Below are 24517 nucleotides of genomic sequence, written 5' to 3' on the forward strand. Positions count from 1 at the left end.
ATTATTAAGATTTTTTCCAGTTGAGGTGTACCATTTTATTGCCCTTTAAAAAGATTTCTAAATCCTGGCGACGGTCTTTTGGAGTTTTAAATGCTTCTGAATCTTTAATTTCAAAATTCAGTTTTAATGCATTTCTGGAATTGTTATCCGGTACTATCCGAAGCCGGTAGTCTATCCGGGTGTCTCCCAGTAAATGAAATTGCACGGTGTTTTTGCTTTTCCTGATTCTCCCAATCGGGCAATCGGTGAAAACAAGAAACGGTTCTCCATCAATTTTGATAAAATGACGTGGCAGGATTCCAAATGCATTTCCCGCTCCGTAAACTTCCTGCCCTACAGCACCGCTTTTTTCTATGCCATCGTGTATATCTTCCAGTGCAATCCATAATTTCCGATCGACTTCACCGGTTTTTACTTCATCAGAAATCATCTCCTCAGGGAGCATTGGCGGGTAGTAGTAAGGCGCACGCTCAACCAGGTAACGGATAAATTCGCTGCATAACAATCGCACACTTGGCAGAATTTCGACGCCTTCAGCATGCAAAAGATAATCGTGAAACGCGCAAAAAACTTCCTGTTCTTCATAAGCAGCAGTATAAGGCGCATCACTCAGCGGGAAAAGTGCGAAAAAAGTAGGGATGTATTTTCCAAACCCGTAATTGCAATCCCATAATTGTATATTTTGAAAGATAGAGGCCAGGCACCTGTAGCTTAAATTAAGATACCGTTCATTGCCGGTGAGTTTATATAGCCGGAGCAAGGCGCCGGCACCAAAAGCCGTATTATTTGCCTGGTACATGATATTATACCCCACAGTTGCAAGCTTTTTAGCGGCGATTTCGGCTTCTTTTAAATATTTTTTCTCGTTTGTAAGTTCATAGGCCTGCAGCATAACGTGCGTATACAAGCCTGCAACATCCTGTTCGCCACCTGCTCCGGGTTTAGTTTCTGCCTTGATAATTTCCAGGGTATCCATTTTATAAAATACAGGCCATTGGTATTTAAACTTATGTGCCACTTTAATCGCATAGCCAAGAGAATTGAGAAAAAGTTTTTCTGCCTGTTTATCGCCTTTGAGGGCTAACCTGGAAAGGTTAAGTAACGGATGATGGAGGTACCAGGAATCCATAACCATAGGCATTTTTTGTTCTTCTTCGCCTTTCAGTTTGTCTTCAGCAGCAGGATGCCAGCGCACAAGCGTTTTTAACTTTTCGCTGTAAAAAGGTGCAAGTCCCTCTTTAATAACTTTCATTACATCCAGTGTTTTACCACTCCATTCCGAATAATCCACCAATGGTAAAAGAACGGCAAGCTGCACCATTATTTCAGGAGGGGTGTCGTAATCGCATACATAAGCATTCAGGTATTTGCTGCCACTAACCATCGACCAGCAACCCGGGTTTTCAATTAAGTCTTCCAGTCCTTTTTCAAGAATATCCGGCCAGTGTGTGTAACGCGTTGCAGGTTTAGGGACTTGCAAATAAATTTCACTAAGCATGTCGAGATAGTCGGTGGCTTGATCAGACGTCAAAATAGCACCGGTTTTAAAGCCGATACAAGCGTCTGAAATGGTATATTTTATCCCGGCCTTTAATGGTTTATCTTTTGTTTCGGGAAGGGAAAGCCCGATTTCAGGAAGACTACCGCCCACAACTTCGGCAAGAGATGTTCCGGTTTGTTCTGCATAAGGCGAAAGTTCTGTTAAGTTTTGAAAATAAAGGATGCGAAGATCTCGTTCCGGAAGAGAAAAATACAAAAGTCCGGACCTGGTACCAATTTGCTGTACATGGACTTCACCTATTGATTTTACCGGTTGTTTTGCATGGTTTGTTGTTAAGATATCCCTTGGCCAATACGGGATAAACAGCTCATCTGATGGAATAAGTGTGCATTTATATTTCAGTATAATTAGTTTTTCAAAGCTGAAAGCAATGCTTAAATCAAAGATTCCTATAATGCTTTTAATATGAATTGAAATACCATCAGCTGTTTTTTTTAACTTCAGGTCTTTACCCACGCCCCCGGGTACATAACATGCCCTGAAATATACAGGTGTGTAACTCAAATTTGAAACCGCTACCCAGATGGACTCTTTTGTTGCTGATATCCTTAAAGATAAATCTTGAAAATGCTCACTGTGAATTACTTCATTATTTTCAAATTCATCCATTGCAGTCAATGCCCATGGTGATAATCCGCTCATAAAAGTTAATTTAGGTTATTAAGGTCTTTGTTTCACAACATGTCTTTTTACCATAAAGTTTTACTAATGCTATTGGCGACTATAAAACGATTAGAATTCCCGGTCAATTGGTAATGTTGAACAGGCAGTTAAAATTTATATGTTATTTAATTGCTAATCTATGTCTGCTATGGGCTGCATACTGTATTGATTAAACTTTATAAAACGGTTCCGGGGTAATTCCAGGCAATTTAGGATTGTAATTACAATCACTTAAAATATTGAGAACAGTTCATTAGCAGAAGGAACATTATCCGGAGCTGTCCCGGATATCTTTATCAAAAGGGGGATTTTGTAGTAATTAACTTTTAACGATTGTATAATAAATTATATTTGAAAATTTGAGTGCATCAGAATACATAAAAATGTATTAATATTGGACTTAACTATTTAATTTCTTTTAAACAATATATGGCAATCGCCCCCCTCCATAATGAGCAGGAATTGCTGGCTAAAATAGCCCGGGGGGATGAACGTGCTTTTACTGAACTTTTTGAAGGTTACTATGGGGCATTGGGCGAATTTGTATTTAAGCTAACCGAATCATTACCTGTAACGCAAGAAATTGTTCAGGATGCTTTTATTAAAATTTGGCTGAAGCGCGAATCTTTAACTGAATTGAAAAGTTTTAGCAACTACCTGTTCATCATCTGCAGAAATCAAACCTATAATCATTTAAGGAAAATAGCCGGAGAACGTAATCTTCAGCAACAGGTTAATCAGTACTTAAATGAAAACAACGAGTTGCAGGATGATGATGTCGCAATCGACCAATATCGTCTACTAATTGATCAAGCTATAGATAAGCTGCCTGAAAAAGCTAAAAAAGTATATCTTTTAAGCAGACATGAGCGGCTTAAGTATGATGAGATTGCTCAGAAATTAAATATTTCTCCGGAAACGGTAAAAAAACATATCCAGTATGCTGTTAATTTTATTAAAAATGACATTAATTCCCGAATGGATATAGGTATTGCGGTCATTTTAATGAGTTCGATGGTTATTCGCTGATTTTTATATAAAATAACTACCCCTTTTTGTGTGCAGTTGTGTCTTTAGTGTAAAATATCTATAAGCCGGCTATTATGCAAAATACAAGACTAACGCTTTTATTTAATAAATATTTAGATAAATCTGCTACCCCGCAGGAACGGGCGCAGCTTTTTGCCTGGCTTAGGGATTCATCAAACAAATATGATATAGAGCAGGAGATGGAAAAGCTGTGGACTAATTTTGCAGTTCAAACTAATCCGTTTTCTGAGCAGGATAAGGTTGTGATGCTGGAAAAAATTCTTCACTTTACGAAGGAAGAAAGCGTGACATCACAAAAACCGGTTAAAATTTACCGTTTATTTCAAAAATGGGCGGTTGCCGCAGTGATTACCATTGCAGTAATGGCCGGAGGTTATTTTTATTATGTTCAACAAAATCAACGGGTTGAAACAGTTGCTTATCAAAATGATATTGCTCCTGGCAGAAAAGGTGCTACACTCACGTTGGGCGATGGGAAAAAGATTCTAATCAAAGATGCTTTAGCGGGTAACCTCGCAAACCAGTCTGGCGTAAAAATTTCGAAAACTACTGATGGCCAGATTGTTTACGAAATTGCAAATGATAAATCTGATAAAATTGTTTACAATACCTTATCCACTACACGGGGGGAGCAAACCCAGGTGCGTTTGCCTGATGGCACTGTTGTTTTTTTAAATGCCGAATCTTCTTTAACCTATCCAACAAATTTTTCTAAATCGGGTGAAAGGCGGGTTTCTTTAACAGGGGAGGGTTATTTCGAAGTTGCCAAAGATAAGAAGCATCCCTTTATCGTAAAAACAGATAAGCAGGAAGTCGCCGTTTTAGGAACGCATTTTAATATTAATGCGTACCGTAATGAAGAAAGCATTAAAACCACCTTAATTGAAGGTAGGGTAAAAGTTTTCTCTTTCCTGTTAAGACATGAAATTACGCTAAAGCCGGGGCAGCAAGCTGTTTTAAATCAGCAAGCGCTCACAACTAACCAAGCTAATATTGATGAGGCGCTGGCCTGGAAAAATGGTGAATTCAGATTCGACGATAAAAGCATTTCTGAGATTATGAAACAAATAGCCAGATGGTATGATGTAACGGTTATTTTTAATGATCAGGTACCAAATGGTTATTTAAGTGGATCAATTTCGCGGAATAGAAATTTAAGTCAGGTACTTAAAATGATAGAAAAAACAAAAGAAGTTAAATTCAGAATTGATGGGCGAAAAATTTATGTAAACAAATATAACTAAACTAAACAACTATAAATAAACCGAACTGTATGAAGAAATATTTATGAAAGAAAATTAAAACATAAAAAAACCAGCAGTACATAAAGCACCCCTGGTTTTGTCTGGCTCAGCCAATAAAATATCAACCGTTTAACCGCAGTATGCCGCCGCTTCGAAACAAAGGCAAGCTGCTAAACCAAACCTAAACAAATGTATAAAAATTATACTAAGAAACTTCGTATGTCCGAAGGGCATATCCTCAAACTATGGCTTATTATGCGCTTAACCATCGTAATACTAATCGCTTCTTTAATGCAGGTCAGTGCAGCCAGCTTCGCACAGAAGATTACCCTGTCTGCAAAAAATGCTACGCTAACCCAGGTTCTTGATAAAATAAAAGCACAATCCGGTATTGATTTTCTGGTCTCTTCAGAGATTCTTAAAAATTCTAAAAGAGTTTCAATAGATGTAAAAAATGCAGAATTAAAAATTGTTTTAGGTGAAATTTTTAAAGACCAGTTACTGGATTATACCATCGAAGATAAATTTGTTGTGGTTTCCAGAAAAGAGCGCAGCCTAAGTGATAAAATTATAAGCTTTTTTGCTGCTAATCAAATGCTTACCGGTACGGTTACCGATTCAACAGGAACTAATTTGGCTGGTGCCACCGTAACAATTGTGAAAACAGGATTAAAGGATGGGGTTAGTATAAGAATGGTGTCTGATGAAAAAGGCGGTTTTCGCTTTTCGCTTGAGCCGGGTCAGTATCGACTATCCATCTCTTATATAGGCTATGTTCCATACCAGAAAGACATTACCATAGCAAGTGAAGCTATTGACCTGAAAATTGTATTGGCAAGCCTGAAGAATCAATTGGATGAAGTTGCAGTGGTGAATACAGGCTATCAAAAATTCGCTTTAGAACAGGCAACCGGATCTTACAATGTCATTAGCAAAGAACAATTAGAAAAACCTACAAATGATATTATTTCAAGGCTGATCGGAACTACAGCGGGCGTACAAACGCGATCTACCGCTTCAGGAGGGTTAAATATAGAAATACGCGGTAAAAGTAATTTAGTTCAGGGCGCCAATTCATCTCCGCCGTTAATCGTGATTGACGGGTTTCCGGTAACCAGCACTTTGCTTGGCCCCACAGGATTAGTGAATCCAAATGACGTAGAGAGCATTACTGTATTAAAGGATGCGGCTGCAGCGGCTGTTTGGGGTGCAAAAGCAACCAATGGCGTAATCGTGATTACGACTAAAACGGCTAAAAAAAATCAGCCTTTAAAGATCGATTTCTCTGCTTTCGTGTCATTTTCACCAAAGTTCGACTTAGGTTATGCCACAGGTTTGGCTTCACCTGCTGAAACGGTAGATTACGAAGCCATGGTATACAACAACTACGGCACCTCTGCTATTACAAATTCCAAATTTAATACCGGGAAAAGAAGTCCTGCCTTAACTGCTCTGAACGAGAATTTTTTAGGCTATACAACGGCAGCCGAATTAAGTGCCACGCTGGCGCAACTCAGAACACAAGATAATCGCCAGCAAGTAAGCGATAATTTATTGGCCAATCCACTTACCACCCAATATAATTTAAACTTATCCGGTGGTAGCGAAAAAATGAGGAATTATTTGGCCATGGAATTTCAGACAGATCAATATAATTTAAAAGGCAATAAGGACCAGCAATATAGATTTAATTATAAAGGAACGGCTAGTGTAGCTAAGTGGTTAGATGTTAACATTGGTGTAAATGCACAGTATAGTAATGCTACTGCAAATGGTTATGCATTAAGCAGCATAGCAGGAATATCGCCCTATGCTTTATTAAAAAATGCCGATGGTAGCTTAACAGATGTACCACAATACTATCAGCAAATGGTATCAAGGCTTTATACAACCAGTAATTTTCCATATTCTTTTACCTTCAATCCCATTGAAGAAATTAATAACCGTAATATACAAACACCGGAATATAATGCACGCTTACAAGGCGGATTAACCTTTAAAATAATACCAGGGCTAACATTTGATGTAAGAGGCCAGTTTGAGTACTTCCAGCGCTACAACAGGGATTATGAAAACGACCAGACATTTCTGGCAAGAAGTACCGTTAATACTGCAGCTACTGTAGCGGCTAATAATACAGTTACCCTAAATCTTCCGGTAGGGGGCATTTTGCAGAACCAGCAATCGGCTTCTACCAATAAATATTATTTCCGCCATCAACTTAACTTTGTGCGCAGTTATAATGACAAACATCAGTTTAATGCCATTGCCGGATTAGAGTATAGCAACTCAATTTTTAAATCAAATAACGCACCTAACAGCTATGGATACAACGATAACACCTTGTCGGTAGGTACCCCAAATTTTGCAGCGAGCACCAACTGGCTGGGTAACAGCAATTTTTTTAGTCCGCTAAGTTCATATTCATATTCTACACAAGTTTTTTATTCGCTTTTTGCGAGCGGAGCGTACACTTACCTTAAAAAATACACCGTCTCTTTCAGTGCACGTACAGATGCTTCTAATTTAATCACAGACAATCCCAAATACAGGTACCGCCCGTTTGGATCTTTGGGTTTAAGTTACGACATCAGTAAAGAAAATTTTATGCGTAGCGCAACCTGGTTGGATAGGTTAAACATTAGGGCAACCTATGGATACAACGGCAACGTAAATGCAGCAAGCAGTCCATATACAACATTGAATTTGAGTACTTCTCCAAATGTTTTTACCGGCGATCTTACGGCGCAGGTACGTACACAAGGCAATCCATTTGTAAGATGGGAACGTACAGGTACGCTAAATTTGGCTACTGATTTTTCTATGTTCAAAGGACGATTGACCGGGTCTGTAGATTATTACGATAAAGTTGGCAAAGATTTATTAACCACAGTAACCGTACCCGCAGTTAATGGTACAACCAGTACTGTTTTTAATGATGCCTCACTAAGCAACAGGGGGATAGAGTTGGTTTTAGGTACTACTTTGCCTATTCTTAACAACAAAATCGTGTGGCGCGGCAGCGTAAACCTTGCCTATAATCGCACTAAGGTAATAAACATCATAAATACGGCATCCGCATATAGCAGTTTTATCACTGGTAACAACTATATAACCGGATATGACCCTAATACGGCCTGGGCATTTCAATACGCAGGTCTTGTGGGTGGTGTAGCTTCTATAAAAGGCCCGGATGGAACAACTTATCCGATAACCAGCATACCAACTACTTCTGATGCACGTACTTTTTTACAAAATACAGGAACATTTAATCAACCTTATAATGCCGGAATGGTTAACTCATTTAAAATTTACGATTTTAATCTATCCTTCATTGTAACAGGTAAATGGGGTGGTGTATTCCAAGGTCAGGCGTTTAATTATCCGACATCATCACAGGGCTATATTTTGCCAAATGGCCAGTTATCAGCTGTGCTTAATGGCGATCCGAATACGATGTTAACTTTTCCTGCAAATACAACAAGCTCACTTACGCCGTATACGCAAACCGCCAGATTTATGAGTTACAATTATTTGAATGCTGCTTTATTAAGGATGCAGGAAATTAATTTGAGTTACAACATTCCTGTTGGTCTGCTTGCGCATGCAGGTTTTAAAAATGCCACCATAGGAGTACAAGGAAACAATTTGTTTAGTGTTTTTGCGAACAAGACCGGGCAAGATCCTGAATTTGTGCGGGGTAACTTAAAGCAAGTGGCTCTATATACTTTCAATATAAGAGTTGGGCTTTAACGAACAGATTAATATCATATAGATTCATTATTAAATATAATAATATCATGAAATTGAAAACAATATATAGCGCATGTTATCTGATTATTGCAAGCACAATGCTGGCAATGGTAACAGGTTGTGAAAAAGATTTGAATTTGCGCCCGTCAAAAGGATCTGGAGTGGTCATTACACAAACTTCAGACTTAGATGCGCTTTTAAATAATTACACTAGTTTTTGTAACGAAATAAACCGTACCGCAATTTATAGTACCGATGATTTTCAGCTCGATACGGGTATCTACAATGCACTCCCTTCCAGGTATCCGATAGATGGAATTGAATTTGGCACCTGGGACACCCAATATATTCCAACAGATTTTTCAGAGCAATTTTGGAGCGGGGAATACAGTAAGATTTATCAGGCTAATTTAGTGCTATCGTATGTAAATAAGGTAACCGGACCAGATAAGCAGAAGGCAGATTTAGCTGCTGATGCATATTTTATAAGGGCTTACAGTTATTGGGAGCTCGTTAACAATTACTGCCTGCCATACAGCCAGGCAAATCTTAATGAACCGGGCCTGCCCATTAAATTATTACCGAATTACGAAGAATCTTTAGTTCGTCAGTCATTGGGGGCAACTTATAAGCAAATTCAGAACGATCTCAATGAAGCTTTGAAAACGACCGTTCCTTTGGTGCAGAATGGGGTTAATCGCAGTTGGCGGGCAAATATTACAGCTGTAAATGCATTTGCAGCTCGTTTTTACCTGAGTATAGGTGATTATGCCGCTGCATTAAAGTATGCAAATGCTTCTTTGTCTTCTTATAGCACTTTGGTTGATTATAATAGTGGAATGCGTTATGGTACTCCTGCTAGCGTTACGGTAACAAATAAGAACGGCACCAAGCAAACCGTTACCATCCAATATCCGTACACACACGATAGAACAGATGTTAGTTACCAGCTAACCTGGCCAGAATCAACCTATTTCAGGGTATTAAATTTTGGTAATTCACTTAACTGGTTTATACCAAGCCAGGCTTTACTAAATCTTTATGATAAAACTAATGACCTTCGCTATAAATATAATATTGTTCAAAATTTCTCTTATGTAAGAGGGCTTATTAACCCTGCCTATGGTTATCCGGGTTATATATTTTATGGTGAAACAGCTATACCTCTGGGGCCCACCACTGCCGAAATGTATTTGATAAAAGCGGAATGTTTAGCCAGGACTAACGACGTACCCGGCGCAATGGCAGCGGTAAATGTGTTGCACCGTGCCCGTACGGTTACCGGCTCTCCCGATCTTATTGCGACCACACAAGCTGCAGCTATTACCAGTATATTAGAAGAGCGCAGGCGGGAAATGCCATTCAGGCAACGTTGGAGTGATGTAAAGCGATTGAACAATAACGATTATGCAGGCGACAATGTTGCGCCCTTTACACGTTTGTTTTACCAATACAATTCTTCGTCGACAATAAAACCACTCGTGTTTCAAACGTTCACATTGCCTGTAAATTCGAGGCGTTTTGCCGTGCCAATCCCTCAAAACGACATTAACAACAGTAATGGTCAAATCACTCAAAATACCTATTAATTTTATTTATAAAGCTACAAAAGATCAGAATTATGAACTTTAAAAAAATAGTTATGGCATCAATGTTTTTGTTGATGTCGCTGCATATACTCGCCCAGACTAAAACTTTTACGCTAAAAGGGAAACTGACCAATGTAAAGGATGGTTCAAAAATCTGGTTCTATGCCTATCATCCGGCGCTCCAGAAAGACTCGGCTATTATAACCAATGGTACATTTGAATTTAAAGGAAATCTGACAGGCCCGATCCAGGCGCAATTGTTTTTGCCACATGGTCCAAAATTTAAAGTGATGCTGCCTTTAACTGGTGCATATGATTTCCTTAACCTTTACCTGGATGAAGGGGTAATCAAGGTAAATGGAACAGATTCGGTTAAAAACATGCTCGTATCGGGTTCTATAATTAATGCAGAAGACCAAAAACTTTCCAAAACATTAAATGTGCTTGAAAATAAAATCTTAACCATAAGATCCGAATTTAAGCAGGCGCCGGTTGAGCAACAGAAAGATCCGGCTTTTATGAGTGCGTCAGATAATAAAATCATCAAACTCTGGAAAGAAATAGAAGCTGCAAAACTTAAGTTTGCAAAAGAAAATCCTGATTCGTACGTGAGCCTGAATGCCGTTTTTGAATTGACCCGGGGCAGAACTATGAATTATCATGTACTTGATACCGCTTACCAATCGCTTTCTGATCGCTATAAAAATACTGTTTTAGCAAAAAATACAAAGCAAATGATACTAACAGGTATAAATACAACCGTTGGATCTCAGGCAGTAGATTTTTCCCAGCCAGATGTTAATGGCAAGATTTATAAATTATCTGATTTTAAAGGCAAGTACGTTATGCTTGAGTTTTGGGCTTCCTGGTGCGGGCCATGCAGGGCAGAAAGCCCAAATCTGGTAAAGGCTTATGAGAAATATAAGGATAAAAACTTCACGATTATGGCCATTTCTTTAGATAAAAAGCGGGATGAATGGCTTAACGCAGTAAAAGAGGATAAAATTCCGTATTTACAACTGGGCGATCTTAAAGGCCCTCAAGTAAGTGAAGTGGCAATTTCATATGGCATTCAATCCATTCCTGAAAGTTACATAATTGATCCAAATGGTAAAATCATCGCTAAAAATCTTCGTGGCGAAGCGCTGAACAAAAAATTAACTGAACTATTTAATTAGCGAAATGAAAATTAATTTGAGACTGATAATAGCCCTGTTTTTTTGTCCGATGGCTTTACTTGCACAAAGTGGCGATTATATAATTAAGGGCAAAATGGGCAACTTTAATATCCCGGCAAAAATCTTTTTAAACTACCGTTCTTCAGAAGGGAAAGATATAAAAGATTCGTGTGCCTTGGTAAACGGCAAATTTGAACTTAAAGGTTACGTAAGTAACCCGGTTAATGCTGCGCAGTTAAGGTTAAAACGTTTTAAAGGCGATGTAAACAATGGAATAGCAATTTGGCTTGAGCCGGGTACAATGGAGGTTGATGGTACTGATTCATTGGCAAAGGCTACAATTACCGGCTCTAAATTAACGGCTGATGCGCAAAAATTAAATGCTATGTTAAAACCACTGTACGAAAGGATGTATAAGCTTAATAAAACAGATAAAGACTTCGACATTAAGGCAAAGGAGATTCAGGAAGAGCGAATAGCAATACTTCGGAATTTTATTGTGTCAAATCCTAATTCTTTGGTGAGTTTATCCGAATTACGAGGGTCTTATGGTCCATTGAAATACAATAACAAACGTGGAATTGAGGAGGTTGAACCTATATTTAATAGCTTTTCAGCTACAGTTAGAAATTCTAAACTGGGTAAAGAATACAAAGCAACATTAGAAGACTGGAAAAATGTCGGGATTGGTAAGTTAGCACCTGATTTCACACTCTATAATCCCGACGGCAAGCTTGTAAAACTATCTGATTTTAAGGGAAAATATGTGCTTGTCGATTTTTGGGCTTCCTGGTGCGGACCATGCAGGAAAGAAAACCCGAACCTGGTTAACCAATATAAACTTTTCAAGGATAAAAACTTTGAGATTTTAGGCGTGTCTATCGATGTAGAAAAAGACTGGCCAAAGTGGATAAAGGCAGTCAATGATGATGTTATGACCTGGCCTCAGGTGGCTGGAAAGGTACAGGATAATGAGGCACGCTTAAAATTTCATGTACAGAGTATTCCCGATAACTTTTTAATTAACCCCGATGGATATATTCTTGCAAGAGGACTTCGGGGTGAAGAGTTAAATATAAAGCTTGCTGAAGTATTGACTGAAAAAAGTAAGAGGTAAAATATTAAAAAATAAAAATAGATTAGTTTAGTGATGAGGCATGTGCTGGATGGATTTCCAGCCATGTTTTTTTGAGCTTTTTAAAAAATAAATTTGAGCTTTCTACAACAATTATTATGTTTAATTACTCAATTTGGGATTGTAATTATAATCACTTAAAATATCTAGAACAATTCATTAGCAGAAGGAACATTATCCGAGCTGTCCCGGATATATCAAGCCGGGGATTTACAGGGCGATCGATTGCCATTATGCTTAATTTGGACATACCATAAATATCGTTCAGATTTTATTCTGATGATGAATGAGTTCGGCATGATGTGTCATTTTAACCAGAAACTCAACTAATTTAGCTTACCGTAACACAATTCATCGTAAATTAAGCTGTTATAATTATGTTTGTAAAGATAAATCATATAACAAACTAATCTTATGATTACCATGCGTTACACGTTTGTTTGGATAAGCCTGATGTTTACACTATGTTGTTCCTGTAAACAAAAAACAGGAGAACAGAAGATAAAATCTCTTAACTTGAAAACAATTGACTATGTAACGGTTGGGAAAATGATGGATACCATCACTCCACCATACGTTGTTGATGCCATGCATGGCAAAAAACATGTTATACTTATCGGCTGCGATCACAATCGCAATCCGGATCATCTGCAGGTAAAAATTATTGAAAGTCATTTCGAGGGGTTGAAACCCCAAATTGCTTTTAACGAAGGCGGACAGGTAGCTGATAGTGTTCATTTTGATTCTTTGCGTGAATCCGTTGCGAAGACCGGAGAAACCGGCTGTCTTAAATTTCTGAGCGATAAATACCACATTAAAATGATGGATGGCGACATGAGCGATAGTCTGGAATTTAAGCTTATGCTTCGTAAAACAGCGAAAGATAAACTCTTTTTGTATTATGTAATGGAACGTGTAGTGATTCCGTATCTTTCTGGCGCATACGGGAATGTTCCATTCGACGCGCTTTACCAAAAGGCTATAAAATCGTGGTTTATAAAACCTGGTTTCCCGTTAAAAGCAAACGAACAAACATTGGGTTATTTCAAGCAACTTTACCAGAAACATACCGGTCATGTTTTTGTTCTGAAGTTTTCCGACGATATCGAACGGTTTGATTATATTAATCCTGACTGTCAGTTTTGTGAAATTGGGCGGACATCGAAAATGACCAGGGACAGCGTTCTGTTATCGAAAATTAGCGCTTCTTTGAAGAAATTTGACCGGGTTATTGTGACATTTGGCTATGGCCATGCTATAGCGCTTAAGCCGGCTATTCATCAGCTGGTCGCTGGAGAATAGTAAAAATTGAAAGTAATATGATGTTTTTGAATTTAAGTATAGGTCATCAATGGGCAATACCGTCATCTTCGATATGCTTTAAAATAAATGTTTCCCAATTTACGTGGCCTACATAGCTGCTAAGCATATCTAAAACAACCGTAGGCAAATTATCTGCGTCTGGAATTAAGCCTAAAAACCGCTTAATACTGCGTTCACTTATGTAATTTCCGCCTTCAAGAAAAATAGCGATTGATATTTTATTGCAATCTTCAGGTTTAACTTTTGTTGTACCGTATTTAAACAACAGTTCAGATCTTAGTCTGAGAAAATCATTTTGATTGTACATCTGGTTACCTTTTTCCTAAAATTAAGCACTTAAAATATATATTACAAGTGTAAAAACATTCCTTATTTGTGTATTATGTATTAGTTCTTTTACACAATACGGATCATTTTTTATCCTCATCCCCTGTCGGCTAGTAAATGCCTGAAGACTTGCGCGTTCATGGTTGGGAAAATACTTTAAATATCAGCTCTACTCCAATCGGGCGTTCAAATGCTTTTGCCGATAGTGAACGCGTTAAAATTCCCGCTAGGGAAGGATGGAAACATACAATAAAATGCCTGCGCACATAATGGTCTGAAAGAGCGGGTTTTTGAGTCGAAAATGCTCAAAATAGCTGATAAATAATTTGATGATTTAATTTTTAAATATATTTTTAACAAAAAATAAAAATCTACATCAACATGAAAAACGGTACAGTAAAATTTTTTAATTCAGAAAAAGGATTTGGTTTCATTAAAGAAGAGAGCGGGAGTGAAATCTTCGTTCACGCATCCGGGCTTATCGATGAAATAAAACAGAATGATAAGGTGGAGTATGAAATTCAGGAAGGTAAAAAAGGACTAAATGCAGTAAAAGTCAGGGTGGTTTAATCGCCAGGAATAATTATACCCTAATATAAAACAAGTATTTTGGTATTAACCTGAAATTATCGTCATTCTTAATTTATTGAGTATGACGATAATTTAATTTTGGTTTAGTGTCGTAAGTATTGAATAGTTTACCATTTAAGGAATATAAGATTTATTTAATTGGACGCTTTGGTAATAAAATAGAAAAATAATTTTTTTGTTTACCACCTGAGACCCCTTAGTTCAGCTCAGGAAATATTATATCACACTTATATTATTTTCTCAGGTATCTTAGGTGGTGAAGAATAGCTAATCATTAAAGAAATAAAGACTAAATTTTTTTGTTTACCACCTAAGAAACCTTAGTTAAACTCAGGAAATATTATGTTACACTTATATTTTTCTTAGGTGTCTGAGGAGATTAATAACAGGAGTTTATATTTTATTAAAGATTAATCAAACTTTGAAGCAATAACCTGCTCGCAGAGCCCGAAAGATAAGGTCATTCCGTTTCCGCCGAGGCCATTAATAATGGTAACATTTGGTTCTGCCTGCCATACAACTTCGGTTTGGCCACCAGTCATTTTCGGATATATGCCATTCCAGGTTTGTATCACACGGGTATCTTTCAGGGCTGTAAATGTTTTAAGGTATTTTAAAATCATTTCATTTATAAAATCCCTGTCGAAAGGATCGTGTACAAGACCATATTCATGTGAATCACCTATGGTAATTTCACCATTATGGTTTTGGGCGGCCATTACGTGGATGCCCCATTTTAAATATTCGGCATAGTCGCCTTCATATCGTTTTCGTAATTCGGGTAATGATGGTGCAGCCTGGAAGCCTGGATAATGAATCAGGCTTAAGCTGCCACAAAGTGCCGGTCCAATCCGCCAGTTTTCCGGCTGAGCGGCAAATCGAAGCATTTGTAATTTGCATTTTGTAATGCCGAATGAACGGAAAAGTTCCGGGTATAATGTTTCGAATTCAGCACCACTGCAAACAAATATTTCATCTGCCTGCCACGAATTATTGCCTGATTTTACAATTGATTTTTCCACATGGCTTATTGCCGTATTCCAGTAAAATTTAACGCCGTATTTTTCTGCAAGATGTTCTGCGATTTTTCCAATCGCTACCCTTGCCTCCACAATCATTTCGTTTCCACTCCACAAGGCACCTTTTAAACCATCCGGATTTATTCCTTCCGATTTCTTTAAAGCATCGGCGGGGCTTAATAAAGCACAGTCCCGGTATGCCTGGTTTATGGTAACATATTCTTCCAAAACCTGAAGTTCATCATGGTGGTAGGCAAGATGTAACGAACCAACCTCATCATGCCAGATGCCAGCCTCCATACAAATTTCTTTCCAGATACGGCGCGACAGCATGGCCCGATCAAAAAGAGGACCTGTAGGCTGCCCGATAGGCCATACCATCCCGAAATTCCGGATGGATGCGCCAACTGCCCGTTCATTACGCTCAAATATGGTTACCTGGTAACCTCTTATGGCGAGCGCACGTGCAGTAGCCAGTCCTACAATTCCTGCGCCGATTACGATTGCAGATGGTTTATTCATATTGTCGAAAATTTTAAATTATGATGAGTACTATTATTTCTGCGTGCAGACTGATAAAAATAAATTAAAGATAATATGGAGCAAATTGTTCCTACAACAGCAACAACACCAATACCTTCAATAAAGAATGTACCCCAGCTAATGTTTGGCCGTCCGAATTCTTTAACCAGTAAAACACTAACGCTTGCCAGGTAGCCAATTGAATCCGCCAGGTACATAACGAAACCTACATTGCTTTTGACGTGGAAAGTGGCAATCATCCTTTCGAAAAATATGGCGTTATAAGGAATATAACCAAGATAAAGACCAAGTCCGGCCATGGTCATCCAGGTAACAGGATTTATCACATGGGCTGTGAATAGCAGGGTAGAAGTGCCTATCAGTATACAGCCACCAATTATAAGCAAATGTATAACGCTAAAGGCCTTCAGGTTTTTTTTGATCAGGAATAACAGGCTCATAGCAAATAGAACCACGATCGATATCCGGCCATCTATTTTAGCGTAAATGTTTTTGTCTTTAATCCCGATACTGTCCCAAATCTCCACTTCAAAATTGTCGCGTATATCCCGCATAACCGTTAACAAAACATAAATGAGTAGTGTAAGTATAATGCCAGGCAAAAAACGAAGTATAAACTGTTTTCTTTCTTTCGCATTCATCGGCTTGCGCTCCGTTCGCATTAATTTGTCTTGTGCTGTCGGTAAAGGCATCAGGTCTAACAGGAATACAAAACCTGCAAGCGGCAATACAAATAGTGCGCCGGCAATAAAAGGCATAAAATATTCACTCACCTGATAAGAGTGGATTAAAGTTTGGCCAACTGTTTTAACAAAACCCGAACCAAATATCAGGCTGATTGATAATACCGATGCCATAAACTCAGTTGAACGCCGCCCCTCCAGGTAACCAAATATTAAACCCCAGATTAAGCCAAGCGGAAAACCGTTCAGAAAGAGAAAAAAAATATTATAAGGTGCAGGTACAAGCGCAAAGCCGAGTAAGGCCATCCAGGCGCTGCCAACCAGTAATAAAATGGTGAGCCCTCTGCTTTTTCCTTTCAGTTCTGCAATAAAACGGATACCATAGAATTTACTTAAAGTGTAGCCAATAACCTGAGCAATAACCAGCCATACCTTATAATCAACCTTCATAAAGCTTTGGTCTGTATAAGTGCCTGCTGCAAAAGCTTTTCGGAAAGCATACATGCATGAATAAGCACCAAAGGCTGCTAAGGCGGCCAAAACAGAAGTTAACCAGTATGGCCAGCCTGCGATATTGGCTTTTAAGTTTTCCCGGATCGCCATAACCTTAGTCAATTATATCAAGGATATCGGCGATATCATCTATAATATGGGTTGGATGATAAGGTTCGAGTGCTTCATGTGTAAATGCGCCTGTTGTTACCGCAATAACAAATTTGCAACCCGCATTCTGGCCTTCTCTAACATCAACTTCAGTATCTCCAACCTTCGCAACTTCACTGGCATCAGAAATGCCAGCAAGTTTCATCATCGAATAAATCATTGCAGGGTTGGGGCGACCCTCTTTTACCTCGTCCGAACCAATCAGGTAATCAAAAACACCCTTTTCCCGCCATTTTAAACGCGTCACAATTGTTTCGGCAATGTCTTTAGAAAAGCCTGTGTTAATACCAACTTTTATACCTGCATTACGTAGTGTTTTCATGGTTGATTCCGCATTGGGAAGCGATTCCAATAAATGTGTCTGCTGGTAATAACCGATCATCAGGCGAATAAATTCCTGGTGAATATCATTAATAAGAGATTGGGTTATTTTATTTGCATCCGGTTCGTATTGATGCAACATTTTGGTAATTGCCAGGCTTTTCTCATAACCCATTAAAGGATTTATGACTGCATCAGGAACCAGGTAGCCAAATTTGTGAAGTGCGGCTTTAAAGGTTTCCGTTACCTTATTCTCGTCTCTGACCGTTGTACCGGCCATGTCAAATACAACTAATTTAATGGACATTGCTAAATAATTTTGTTTAGCAATATTAAACTAAGTTTATTAATTATAAACTAACGTAATGTTAAGTTATGTTTAAATTTAATCTGGGTTTTCAAAAAAATAAATGACCAGCATAATCGCTTTTTCAGTCCCCGGATTTTTGGGTGTATGAGATAAGCGGCCATCGAAAAGCATGGAGTCGCCCTGATTTAACCGGTAAATGCTTTTATCGAAGTGGTATTCTACACGCCCGCTTAAAATGTATTTGTATTCGTAGGCCTCTGTTTTTACCTGGGGCCTTGATGCATTTGGCTCCAGCTCGAGGATTACAATATCGACAGTCGATTTTTTAATAGACTGTGTGAAGATTCTATGGTAATGAAAGCCTCCCGCATGTTCTTTTTCAAAATAATCGTATTCTTCTTTTCTCCGGATGATTAATGGGAATTCCTGATGGCCGGATTGGATATCCTTAAAGAAAATATTCAGGTCGATTTCGAGCGCCCTTACAATATCAATAAGCACAATAAGCGAAGGAATTGTACGGCTGTTTTCTATTTGTGATATAAGTCCTTTGCTGACATTTGCCCTTGATGCAAGTTCCTGTACCGTAATGTTCTTTTCCCGGCGTCTTTCTTTAATGCGGTTGCTAATTTGAATGAGTACATCATCTTCCATCGGTATCTCTTATTTGTGAATTGGCGGAAATTAGATAATAAATTTAAAGAAGGCAAGAAATTAATTTATTTTCATCTGATGTGTATTAAATTATAAAAATTTAATCCTGAGCTAACATGAATCTGTTTCTTTTGCATTCATTTTACCATTATGGAACAGCTTTTAAAACCAGAAGAAATTGTTAAGGAAATTTTTGCCTTGTATGAAAATCATGGTCATGAAGATTACATCGGTGAACCGGTTTCACAATTAGAACACATGTCTCAGGCGGCGGGTCTGGCTGATGCAGAAGGTTATGATGATGAAGTTGTGCTGGCTGCTTTTTTTCATGACATCGGACACCTTTGCGTTTCAGGTGCAGAAGCGGGTAGTATGAATGGAATGGGGAATATCGATCATGAAAAAATCGGAGCCGATTACTTGCGTAAACGGGGTTTCTCGGCCCGGTTAACATCATTGGTTAGCGGCCATGTTCTGGCTAAACGGTATTTAACTTACAAGCATCCCGAATATTACGATAAACTCTCTGAGGCCAGTAAAACCACTTTAAATTTTCAGGGAGGTGTGATGACCGAAGAGGAAGCAGCGGTCTTTGAAAAAAATCCGGATGCAGGCTTAATCATCAGGATGCGCCACTGGGATGACGAAGCTAAACTGACCAAGATACCGGTAAATAATATTGCACATTTAAAGGAACTGGCCCTAAATCACCTTAATCAAATCTAATTTGTATTTACATAATGTTAAGATATTTTAACTTTATTGTATTGGTTTTATTAACATTTCGATGCTGCCTTAATTTTAAATCAATAATCATTTAAAGTTTACTTAATTTAAACTTAGTTTACAAATAATAAACAAATTTTAATATTGCTGAATAATTCTAAACTAAAATTATTTAGCAGAAATGGAACATTTTTACCCCCAGTTAAAAAGGCTTGTATTCTTTGTGTGGTGCTGCCTTTCACCATTTATTTTATTTGCCCAAAATAAAATATCAGGTACCGTTAATGATGAAACCAATCAGCCGCTTTCGGGCGTGAGCGTGATGATTAAAGGTTCCAAATCCGGAACAACTACAGATAACTACGGGCGTTTTCTTCTTACAGCCAACCCTGGTCAGGTGCTCGAATTCAGGTTTTTGGGATTTGTTACCCAAGAAATAACCGTTAATAATAATAATGATGCTGTTGTTGTTAAACTGGTTGGTGATAATAAAACACTTAATGAAGTAGTGGTTACCGCTTTGGGTGTTAAAAAAGAAAACCGAAAACTTGGTTATGCTGTTTCAACGGTTAAAGGTGAGGATTTAACGCTTGCGCGTGATCCAAATCCAATTACGGGTTTAATCGGAAAAGTAGCCGGTTTGTCTGTAGGTCCGTCTGCCGAACTTCTGGGAGCCCCTAATGTTTCGATACGTGGCAATACAATTTCATTATATGTAGTAGATGGTTTCCCGATTAATACAGATACCTATAATATCAGTCCTGATGATATTGAAACGTACACGGTATTAAAAGGTCCGGCTGCTGCGGCACTTTATGGCAACAGGGCATCTTACGGCGCAATTTTGATTACCACAAAAAAAGGTAATAAAAATAAAAAAGGATTAACCATTGATATAAATAGTAGTACCGTGCTTAACAGTGGTTTCCTGGCTTTCCCACGGGTGCAGCATTCATATGGTGCAGGTGAAAATACATTTTACCAGTTTGTGGATGGAAAAGGCGGTGCACCGGGTGGTGTTGATGCGGATTATGATATCTGGGGCCCTTACTTCAATGGCCAGTTGATTGCTCAATACGATAGTCCTGTAATTAATGGGGTTCGCCAACCTACACCATACACGGCTCGTGGTGCAAATAACCTCACAAATTTTCTGCGTACCGGTTACCAGACCAATAATAACCTGGCGCTCACATCAAATGGCGATAACTATACCATTCGCTTTTCTGCATCTCAGCAACATCAGGACAGCTACATTCCCGAACAATACCTGGACATTGCAAATGCGAATATATATGCGTCTTTTAACCCAAGTCCACGCTGGAAATTTGAGGGTAACGTTAATTTCAACAGGCAAACGACTGATAATTTTCCGGATGTACAATATGGTCCGAATAGTTTAATTTACAACCTGGCCATCTGGACAGGTGCCGACTGGGATGTGAACGCCCCTGATATTAAAGCCATCTGGCAACCTGGAAAAGTAGGTATTCAACAGCAGTTTGCTGAATACACCCGTTACCATAACCCATGGTTTATGGTTAAGGAATGGACCCGTGGCCATTATAAAAATAATACAACCGGTTATTTATTGGCCAACTACAAGATTAATGATAACCTGAACGCCACCTTGCGTAGCCAGATAGATACCTATAATATTTTACGTACCGAAAAAATGCCGTTTTCTGCACACCCTTACGGACGTGAGGGTAATGAAGGCGATTATCGTGAAGACAGGCGCGATCTTTTTGATAACAACACAGAGTTAATGGTGAATTACGATTACACGATAAAAAACTTTGTAAATCTTTCAGGTTTGATAGGCGGGAATATGCGCAACATGTCTTATAACTCGAACTGGGTTTCGACCGACTACCTGAACGTACCGGGTGTTTATGCATTCAGTAATTCCAAAAACCCGGTGCAGGCAACAAGTTTCAGTTCAGGGATGCGGGTATTAAGTGCTTATTATTCATTGGATGCGAGCTTTGGTAAGTTTGCTACGGTTTCAACCACCGGACGGATAGATAAATCTTCAGCTTTCCAGGTGCCTACAACCTATTTCTATCCAAGTTTATCTATTGCGACCGTTATATCAGATTATGTTAAAATGCCATCTTTCATCAGTTTTCTGAAAGCAAGGGCTTCTTATTCCAATATCCGTTCTGATGCCACCGCGACCACAATCGGTCCTGCACCTTTCAGTTCGATTACCGCTTTTGGGGGCAGCACAGGTTCATCTTTATTTAATAATCCGCTGGGCTATGGTACAACTTATAATTCACCATACAATGGTCCGGATTATTCGCTTAATACTTCATACGCAACGAGCAAACCGTATAACAGCCAGACAGCGGGCTATGCATCAGATTATTTATATCAGAATGGAATCAAAACATCAACCCGTGTGAATTATGAAGAAGGTTTCGACATTAAGTTTTTGAAAAACCGTCTTGGCTTTAGCGGAACTGCATTTCAATATATTGATGGACCCAGAATTCTTCCAAATGCCATTTCAACTTCCACAGGTTATACAGTTGAATATTTAAACGCATTAAAAACCAAAAAAACAGGATATGAGGGCTCTTTAAGCGGAGATGTATTTTTAAATCCTGACGGTTTCAGCTGGAACATTTTGGCAAATATTTCAACTTATAAGGAAGTATATAAAGAACTTCCTCAGGGGCAGAGTACTTATGCTACATTTTTTAAGGCGGGCGACCGAACAGACAAATTATATGGAACGGCTTTCGTACGTACACCCGACGGCCAGATTATAAATGATGCAGCAGGTAAACCACTGGTAAATCCTACAGCACAGTTTTTAGGCAATGAAATCGGAAAATTCAGCTGGAGTATATATAACAAATTCCAATATAAAAACTACAGCCTGGGCATACAGTTCGATGGTTCTGTTGGCGGGGTAATTATTGATTATATGCATAATAAAACCATGCGTGGCGGCGCAAATGCGGAAACTGCTGAGGGTGCCCTGGGTGCTGCCCGTTACCAGGATTGGCTAAATTTCGGGAAAGCAGGTTATAATGGTACCTATGTTGGAGAGGGTGTTACCATTTCCAATGGCACAGCCATTAACTACGATTCTAATACAGGTGCTGTACTAAATTATGCTGCCCTGCAATATGCACCAAATACGCGTGTTGCCTTTGTACAGGATTATGTAAGTAAATATTATAACGTAGATGAAGCGAACCTGATGAGCAAAACCTTTACAAAATTAAGGGAAGTAACATTAGGTTACACATTTCCAAAAGAACTGCTCGCCAAATCCTTTATTCAAAAGGCATCCGTATCACTTTACGGACGTAATTTATTGTACTTCTATAAAGATAAGCGCTTTAAAGATGTAGATCTTGATCAGTATAACTATGCAACAGCGTCAACCGGCTTACAATCGCCAACTGTTCGCAGCTATGGTATTAACCTAAACATATCATTTTAATCCCCCCCGACATGTCCATAATTATGAAAAAGATAATCTATATATACCTGTTCCCGATTGCACTGATGGTGTTTATAACAGGATGTAAAAAGAGTTTTGATGAACTCACTTTAAATAATAATAAGCCCAATAGTGTATCGGCGGCTCTATTATTGAATGGCGTATTAAACCGCTTACCGGATTTACCGGATGGCCAGAAAGAAATTTACGGGCAGTATTATTTATACAACTACGACTATTACGGAAACAACCGTTATGATTTTGGCAGTGGTGACGACTATTACACCACGCTGAAAAACGTTGTTGCAATGGAACAACAAGCGCTGGCAACCGGCGGAGCTGCTGTAAATCCATACGAAGCCTTAGGTAAATTTTTTAAAGCCTATTTTTTTAGTAAAATGAGCCTGGAAATGGGCGATATTCCAATGACGCAGGCTTTAAAAGGCCTCGATAATCTTGAGCCTGTTTACGATACGCAAAAAACCGTAATGCAGCAGTCGCTCGCCTGGCTGGAAAGCGCCAATACAGATCTGGATATGATTATCAAAAACCCTTCAGTAGCAGGTACCGGCTCTGGTGCAACTTTAAGCAATGACATTTATTTTAAAAATGACTTAACTAAATGGCAGAAAGCAGTGAATGCCCTGAGGATTCGTTTACTAATTCAGTTAAGTAAAAAAACTGCAGATGCGGATCTGGGCATTATCTCACAATTTGCATCAATAATTGGTAATCCTGCAAAATACCCGCTAATGACGAGTAATGCGGACAACCTGCAATATATCTTTATTGCGCCTAACAATTATTACCCAATGAATCCGAATAATTTTGGACAGAGTGGTTCGAGAAAAAACACCTCTGCAACCTATATCGGACTGCTTACTCAACTTAAAGATCCAAGGGTTTATGTTACCGCAGAACCATCAAGAGACCGGGTAGATAATTTAAAACAAAGCGCAACAGATTTTGCATCTTTTGTAGGGGCCGATGCAGGTTTGGACTTAGGTGTTATGTATAACAACGCGGGCTTACAAAAGTATTCTTTTATTAACCGTAAATATTTTTATTCGACCTATACGGGTGAACCAAGTATACAAATTGGTTACCCTGAACTGATGTTTAATATTGCGGAAGGAATTAACCGCGGATGGGCAAATGGTAATGCAGAAACGTACTATACTGCCGGAATCAAGGCTTCTATGGCATCTTATGGTATTCCTGAAAGCGGAAGCTTTACTGCCTACTTTTACAGGCCGGGTTCAACAGATGTAACTGCTTCATCGAATTATGACACATTTACCATTCCGGTAGATTTTAACACTTATTATAATCAGGCAGCTGTAAAATATACAGCAGGTACTACAGGAATTACCCAAATCTTACAACAGAAATACCTGGCTTTATTCAGGCATTCGGGACTTGAATCATACTTTACTTATCGGCGTACCGGGATTCCGGCTTTTACCACAGGGCCGGGAACAGGAAATGGAAGCCGTATAGCCCTTCGCTTTAAATATTCATCAGCAGAACGGACGTCAAATGCTAAAAACTACCAGGCTGCATTGGTGAGTCAGTTTGGTGGTAATGATGATATTAACGGTGTGATGTGGATACTTAAATAATATTTTTTAATCCCGGGGCTGTCTCATAAATCAATTTATCTTAGGATATTGTCAGGTTGAGCTTGTCGAAACGCCAAAAAAGGCAGTTTGTGCAAGTCT

At 38.7% G+C, this 24517-nt stretch carries 17 protein-coding genes; 11 read left to right on the top strand and 6 right to left on the bottom strand.

Annotated features, from left to right (window positions below; genetic code table 11):
- Window positions 1-4 precede the first annotated feature (4 nt).
- The gene (locus tag O0931_RS04465) at window positions 5-2203 is read right to left on the bottom strand and encodes a hypothetical protein (RefSeq protein ID WP_269414347.1); all 2199 of its coding nucleotides are present in this window, start codon (window positions 2201-2203) and stop codon (window positions 5-7) included.
- 450 nt (window positions 2204-2653) lie between these two features.
- Between O0931_RS04465 and O0931_RS04470 the strand changes: the two genes are divergently transcribed.
- The 7 genes from O0931_RS04470 to O0931_RS04500 all read left to right on the top strand — a co-directional run bounded on the left by O0931_RS04470 (window position 2654) and on the right by O0931_RS04500 (window position 13475).
- The gene (locus O0931_RS04470; RefSeq protein WP_269414348.1) at window positions 2654-3253 is read left to right on the top strand and encodes an RNA polymerase sigma factor; all 600 of its coding nucleotides are present in this window, start codon (window positions 2654-2656) and stop codon (window positions 3251-3253) included.
- Window positions 3254-3327: 74 nt separating this feature from the next.
- On the top strand, window positions 3328-4518 hold the full coding sequence (locus O0931_RS04475; RefSeq protein WP_269414349.1) for a FecR domain-containing protein: 1191 nt from the start codon (window positions 3328-3330) through the stop codon (window positions 4516-4518).
- A gap of 189 nt (window positions 4519-4707) precedes the next feature.
- Window positions 4708-8271, top strand: a complete 3564-nt coding sequence (locus O0931_RS04480) for a SusC/RagA family TonB-linked outer membrane protein (RefSeq protein ID WP_269414350.1) — start codon at window positions 4708-4710, stop codon at window positions 8269-8271.
- A 47-nt stretch (window positions 8272-8318) separates the two neighbouring features.
- Window positions 8319-9860 carry a RagB/SusD family nutrient uptake outer membrane protein gene (locus tag O0931_RS04485; protein WP_269414351.1) on the top strand — a complete coding sequence of 514 codons (1542 nt, stop codon included), beginning with the start codon at window positions 8319-8321 and terminating at the stop codon, window positions 9858-9860.
- Between the two features lie 53 nt (window positions 9861-9913).
- Window positions 9914-11038, top strand: a complete 1125-nt coding sequence (locus O0931_RS04490) for a TlpA disulfide reductase family protein (RefSeq protein WP_269414352.1) — start codon at window positions 9914-9916, stop codon at window positions 11036-11038.
- 4 nt (window positions 11039-11042) lie between these two features.
- The gene (locus O0931_RS04495) at window positions 11043-12155 is read left to right on the top strand and encodes an AhpC/TSA family protein (RefSeq protein WP_269414353.1); all 1113 of its coding nucleotides are present in this window, start codon (window positions 11043-11045) and stop codon (window positions 12153-12155) included.
- A 534-nt stretch (window positions 12156-12689) separates the two neighbouring features.
- Window positions 12690-13475, top strand: coding sequence for a protein-tyrosine phosphatase family protein (locus tag O0931_RS04500; protein WP_269414354.1), 786 nt, complete (start codon window positions 12690-12692; stop codon window positions 13473-13475).
- Between the two features lie 46 nt (window positions 13476-13521).
- Here the strand turns inward: O0931_RS04500 and O0931_RS04505 are convergent, their stop codons facing one another.
- Window positions 13522-13803, bottom strand: a complete 282-nt coding sequence (locus O0931_RS04505) for a hypothetical protein (RefSeq protein ID WP_269414355.1) — start codon at window positions 13801-13803, stop codon at window positions 13522-13524.
- A 401-nt stretch (window positions 13804-14204) separates the two neighbouring features.
- On the opposite strand from O0931_RS04505, the gene O0931_RS04510 reads away from it, so the two are divergent.
- Window positions 14205-14393: a cold-shock protein gene (locus O0931_RS04510; protein WP_269414356.1), complete on the top strand. Its 189-nt coding sequence runs from the start codon at window positions 14205-14207 to the stop codon at window positions 14391-14393.
- Window positions 14394-14824: 431 nt separating this feature from the next.
- Here O0931_RS04510 and O0931_RS04515 read toward each other — a convergent pair whose 3' ends face one another.
- The 4 genes from O0931_RS04515 to O0931_RS04530 all read right to left on the bottom strand — a co-directional run bounded on the left by O0931_RS04515 (window position 14825) and on the right by O0931_RS04530 (window position 18607).
- Entirely contained in the window at window positions 14825-15955 is a 1131-nt protein-coding gene (locus tag O0931_RS04515; protein WP_269414357.1) for a TIGR03364 family FAD-dependent oxidoreductase, read from the bottom strand.
- Entirely contained in the window at window positions 15952-17262 is a 1311-nt protein-coding gene (locus O0931_RS04520; RefSeq protein WP_269414358.1) for a DUF5690 family protein, read from the bottom strand. The genes O0931_RS04515 and O0931_RS04520 overlap by 4 nt, the downstream gene beginning before the upstream one ends.
- A gap of 4 nt (window positions 17263-17266) precedes the next feature.
- Window positions 17267-17950 carry an HAD-IA family hydrolase gene (locus tag O0931_RS04525; RefSeq protein ID WP_269414359.1) on the bottom strand — a complete coding sequence of 228 codons (684 nt, stop codon included), beginning with the start codon at window positions 17948-17950 and terminating at the stop codon, window positions 17267-17269.
- 78 nt (window positions 17951-18028) lie between these two features.
- On the bottom strand, window positions 18029-18607 hold the full coding sequence (locus tag O0931_RS04530; RefSeq protein WP_269414360.1) for a helix-turn-helix domain-containing protein: 579 nt from the start codon (window positions 18605-18607) through the stop codon (window positions 18029-18031).
- Between the two features lie 150 nt (window positions 18608-18757).
- On the opposite strand from O0931_RS04530, the gene O0931_RS04535 reads away from it, so the two are divergent.
- From O0931_RS04535 to O0931_RS04545, 3 genes are all read left to right on the top strand, one after another.
- Window positions 18758-19333, top strand: coding sequence for an HD domain-containing protein (locus O0931_RS04535; RefSeq protein WP_269414361.1), 576 nt, complete (start codon window positions 18758-18760; stop codon window positions 19331-19333).
- A 181-nt stretch (window positions 19334-19514) separates the two neighbouring features.
- Complete coding sequence (locus O0931_RS04540; protein WP_269414362.1) at window positions 19515-22796, top strand: SusC/RagA family TonB-linked outer membrane protein; 3282 nt, start codon at window positions 19515-19517, stop codon at window positions 22794-22796.
- A 23-nt stretch (window positions 22797-22819) separates the two neighbouring features.
- Window positions 22820-24418 carry a SusD/RagB family nutrient-binding outer membrane lipoprotein gene (locus O0931_RS04545; protein WP_269414363.1) on the top strand — a complete coding sequence of 533 codons (1599 nt, stop codon included), beginning with the start codon at window positions 22820-22822 and terminating at the stop codon, window positions 24416-24418.
- Window positions 24419-24517: the final 99 nt, after the last annotated feature.

The organism is Pedobacter rhodius (assembly GCF_027213645.1).
Taxonomy (GTDB): Bacteria; Bacteroidota; Bacteroidia; order Sphingobacteriales; family Sphingobacteriaceae; genus Pedobacter; species Pedobacter rhodius.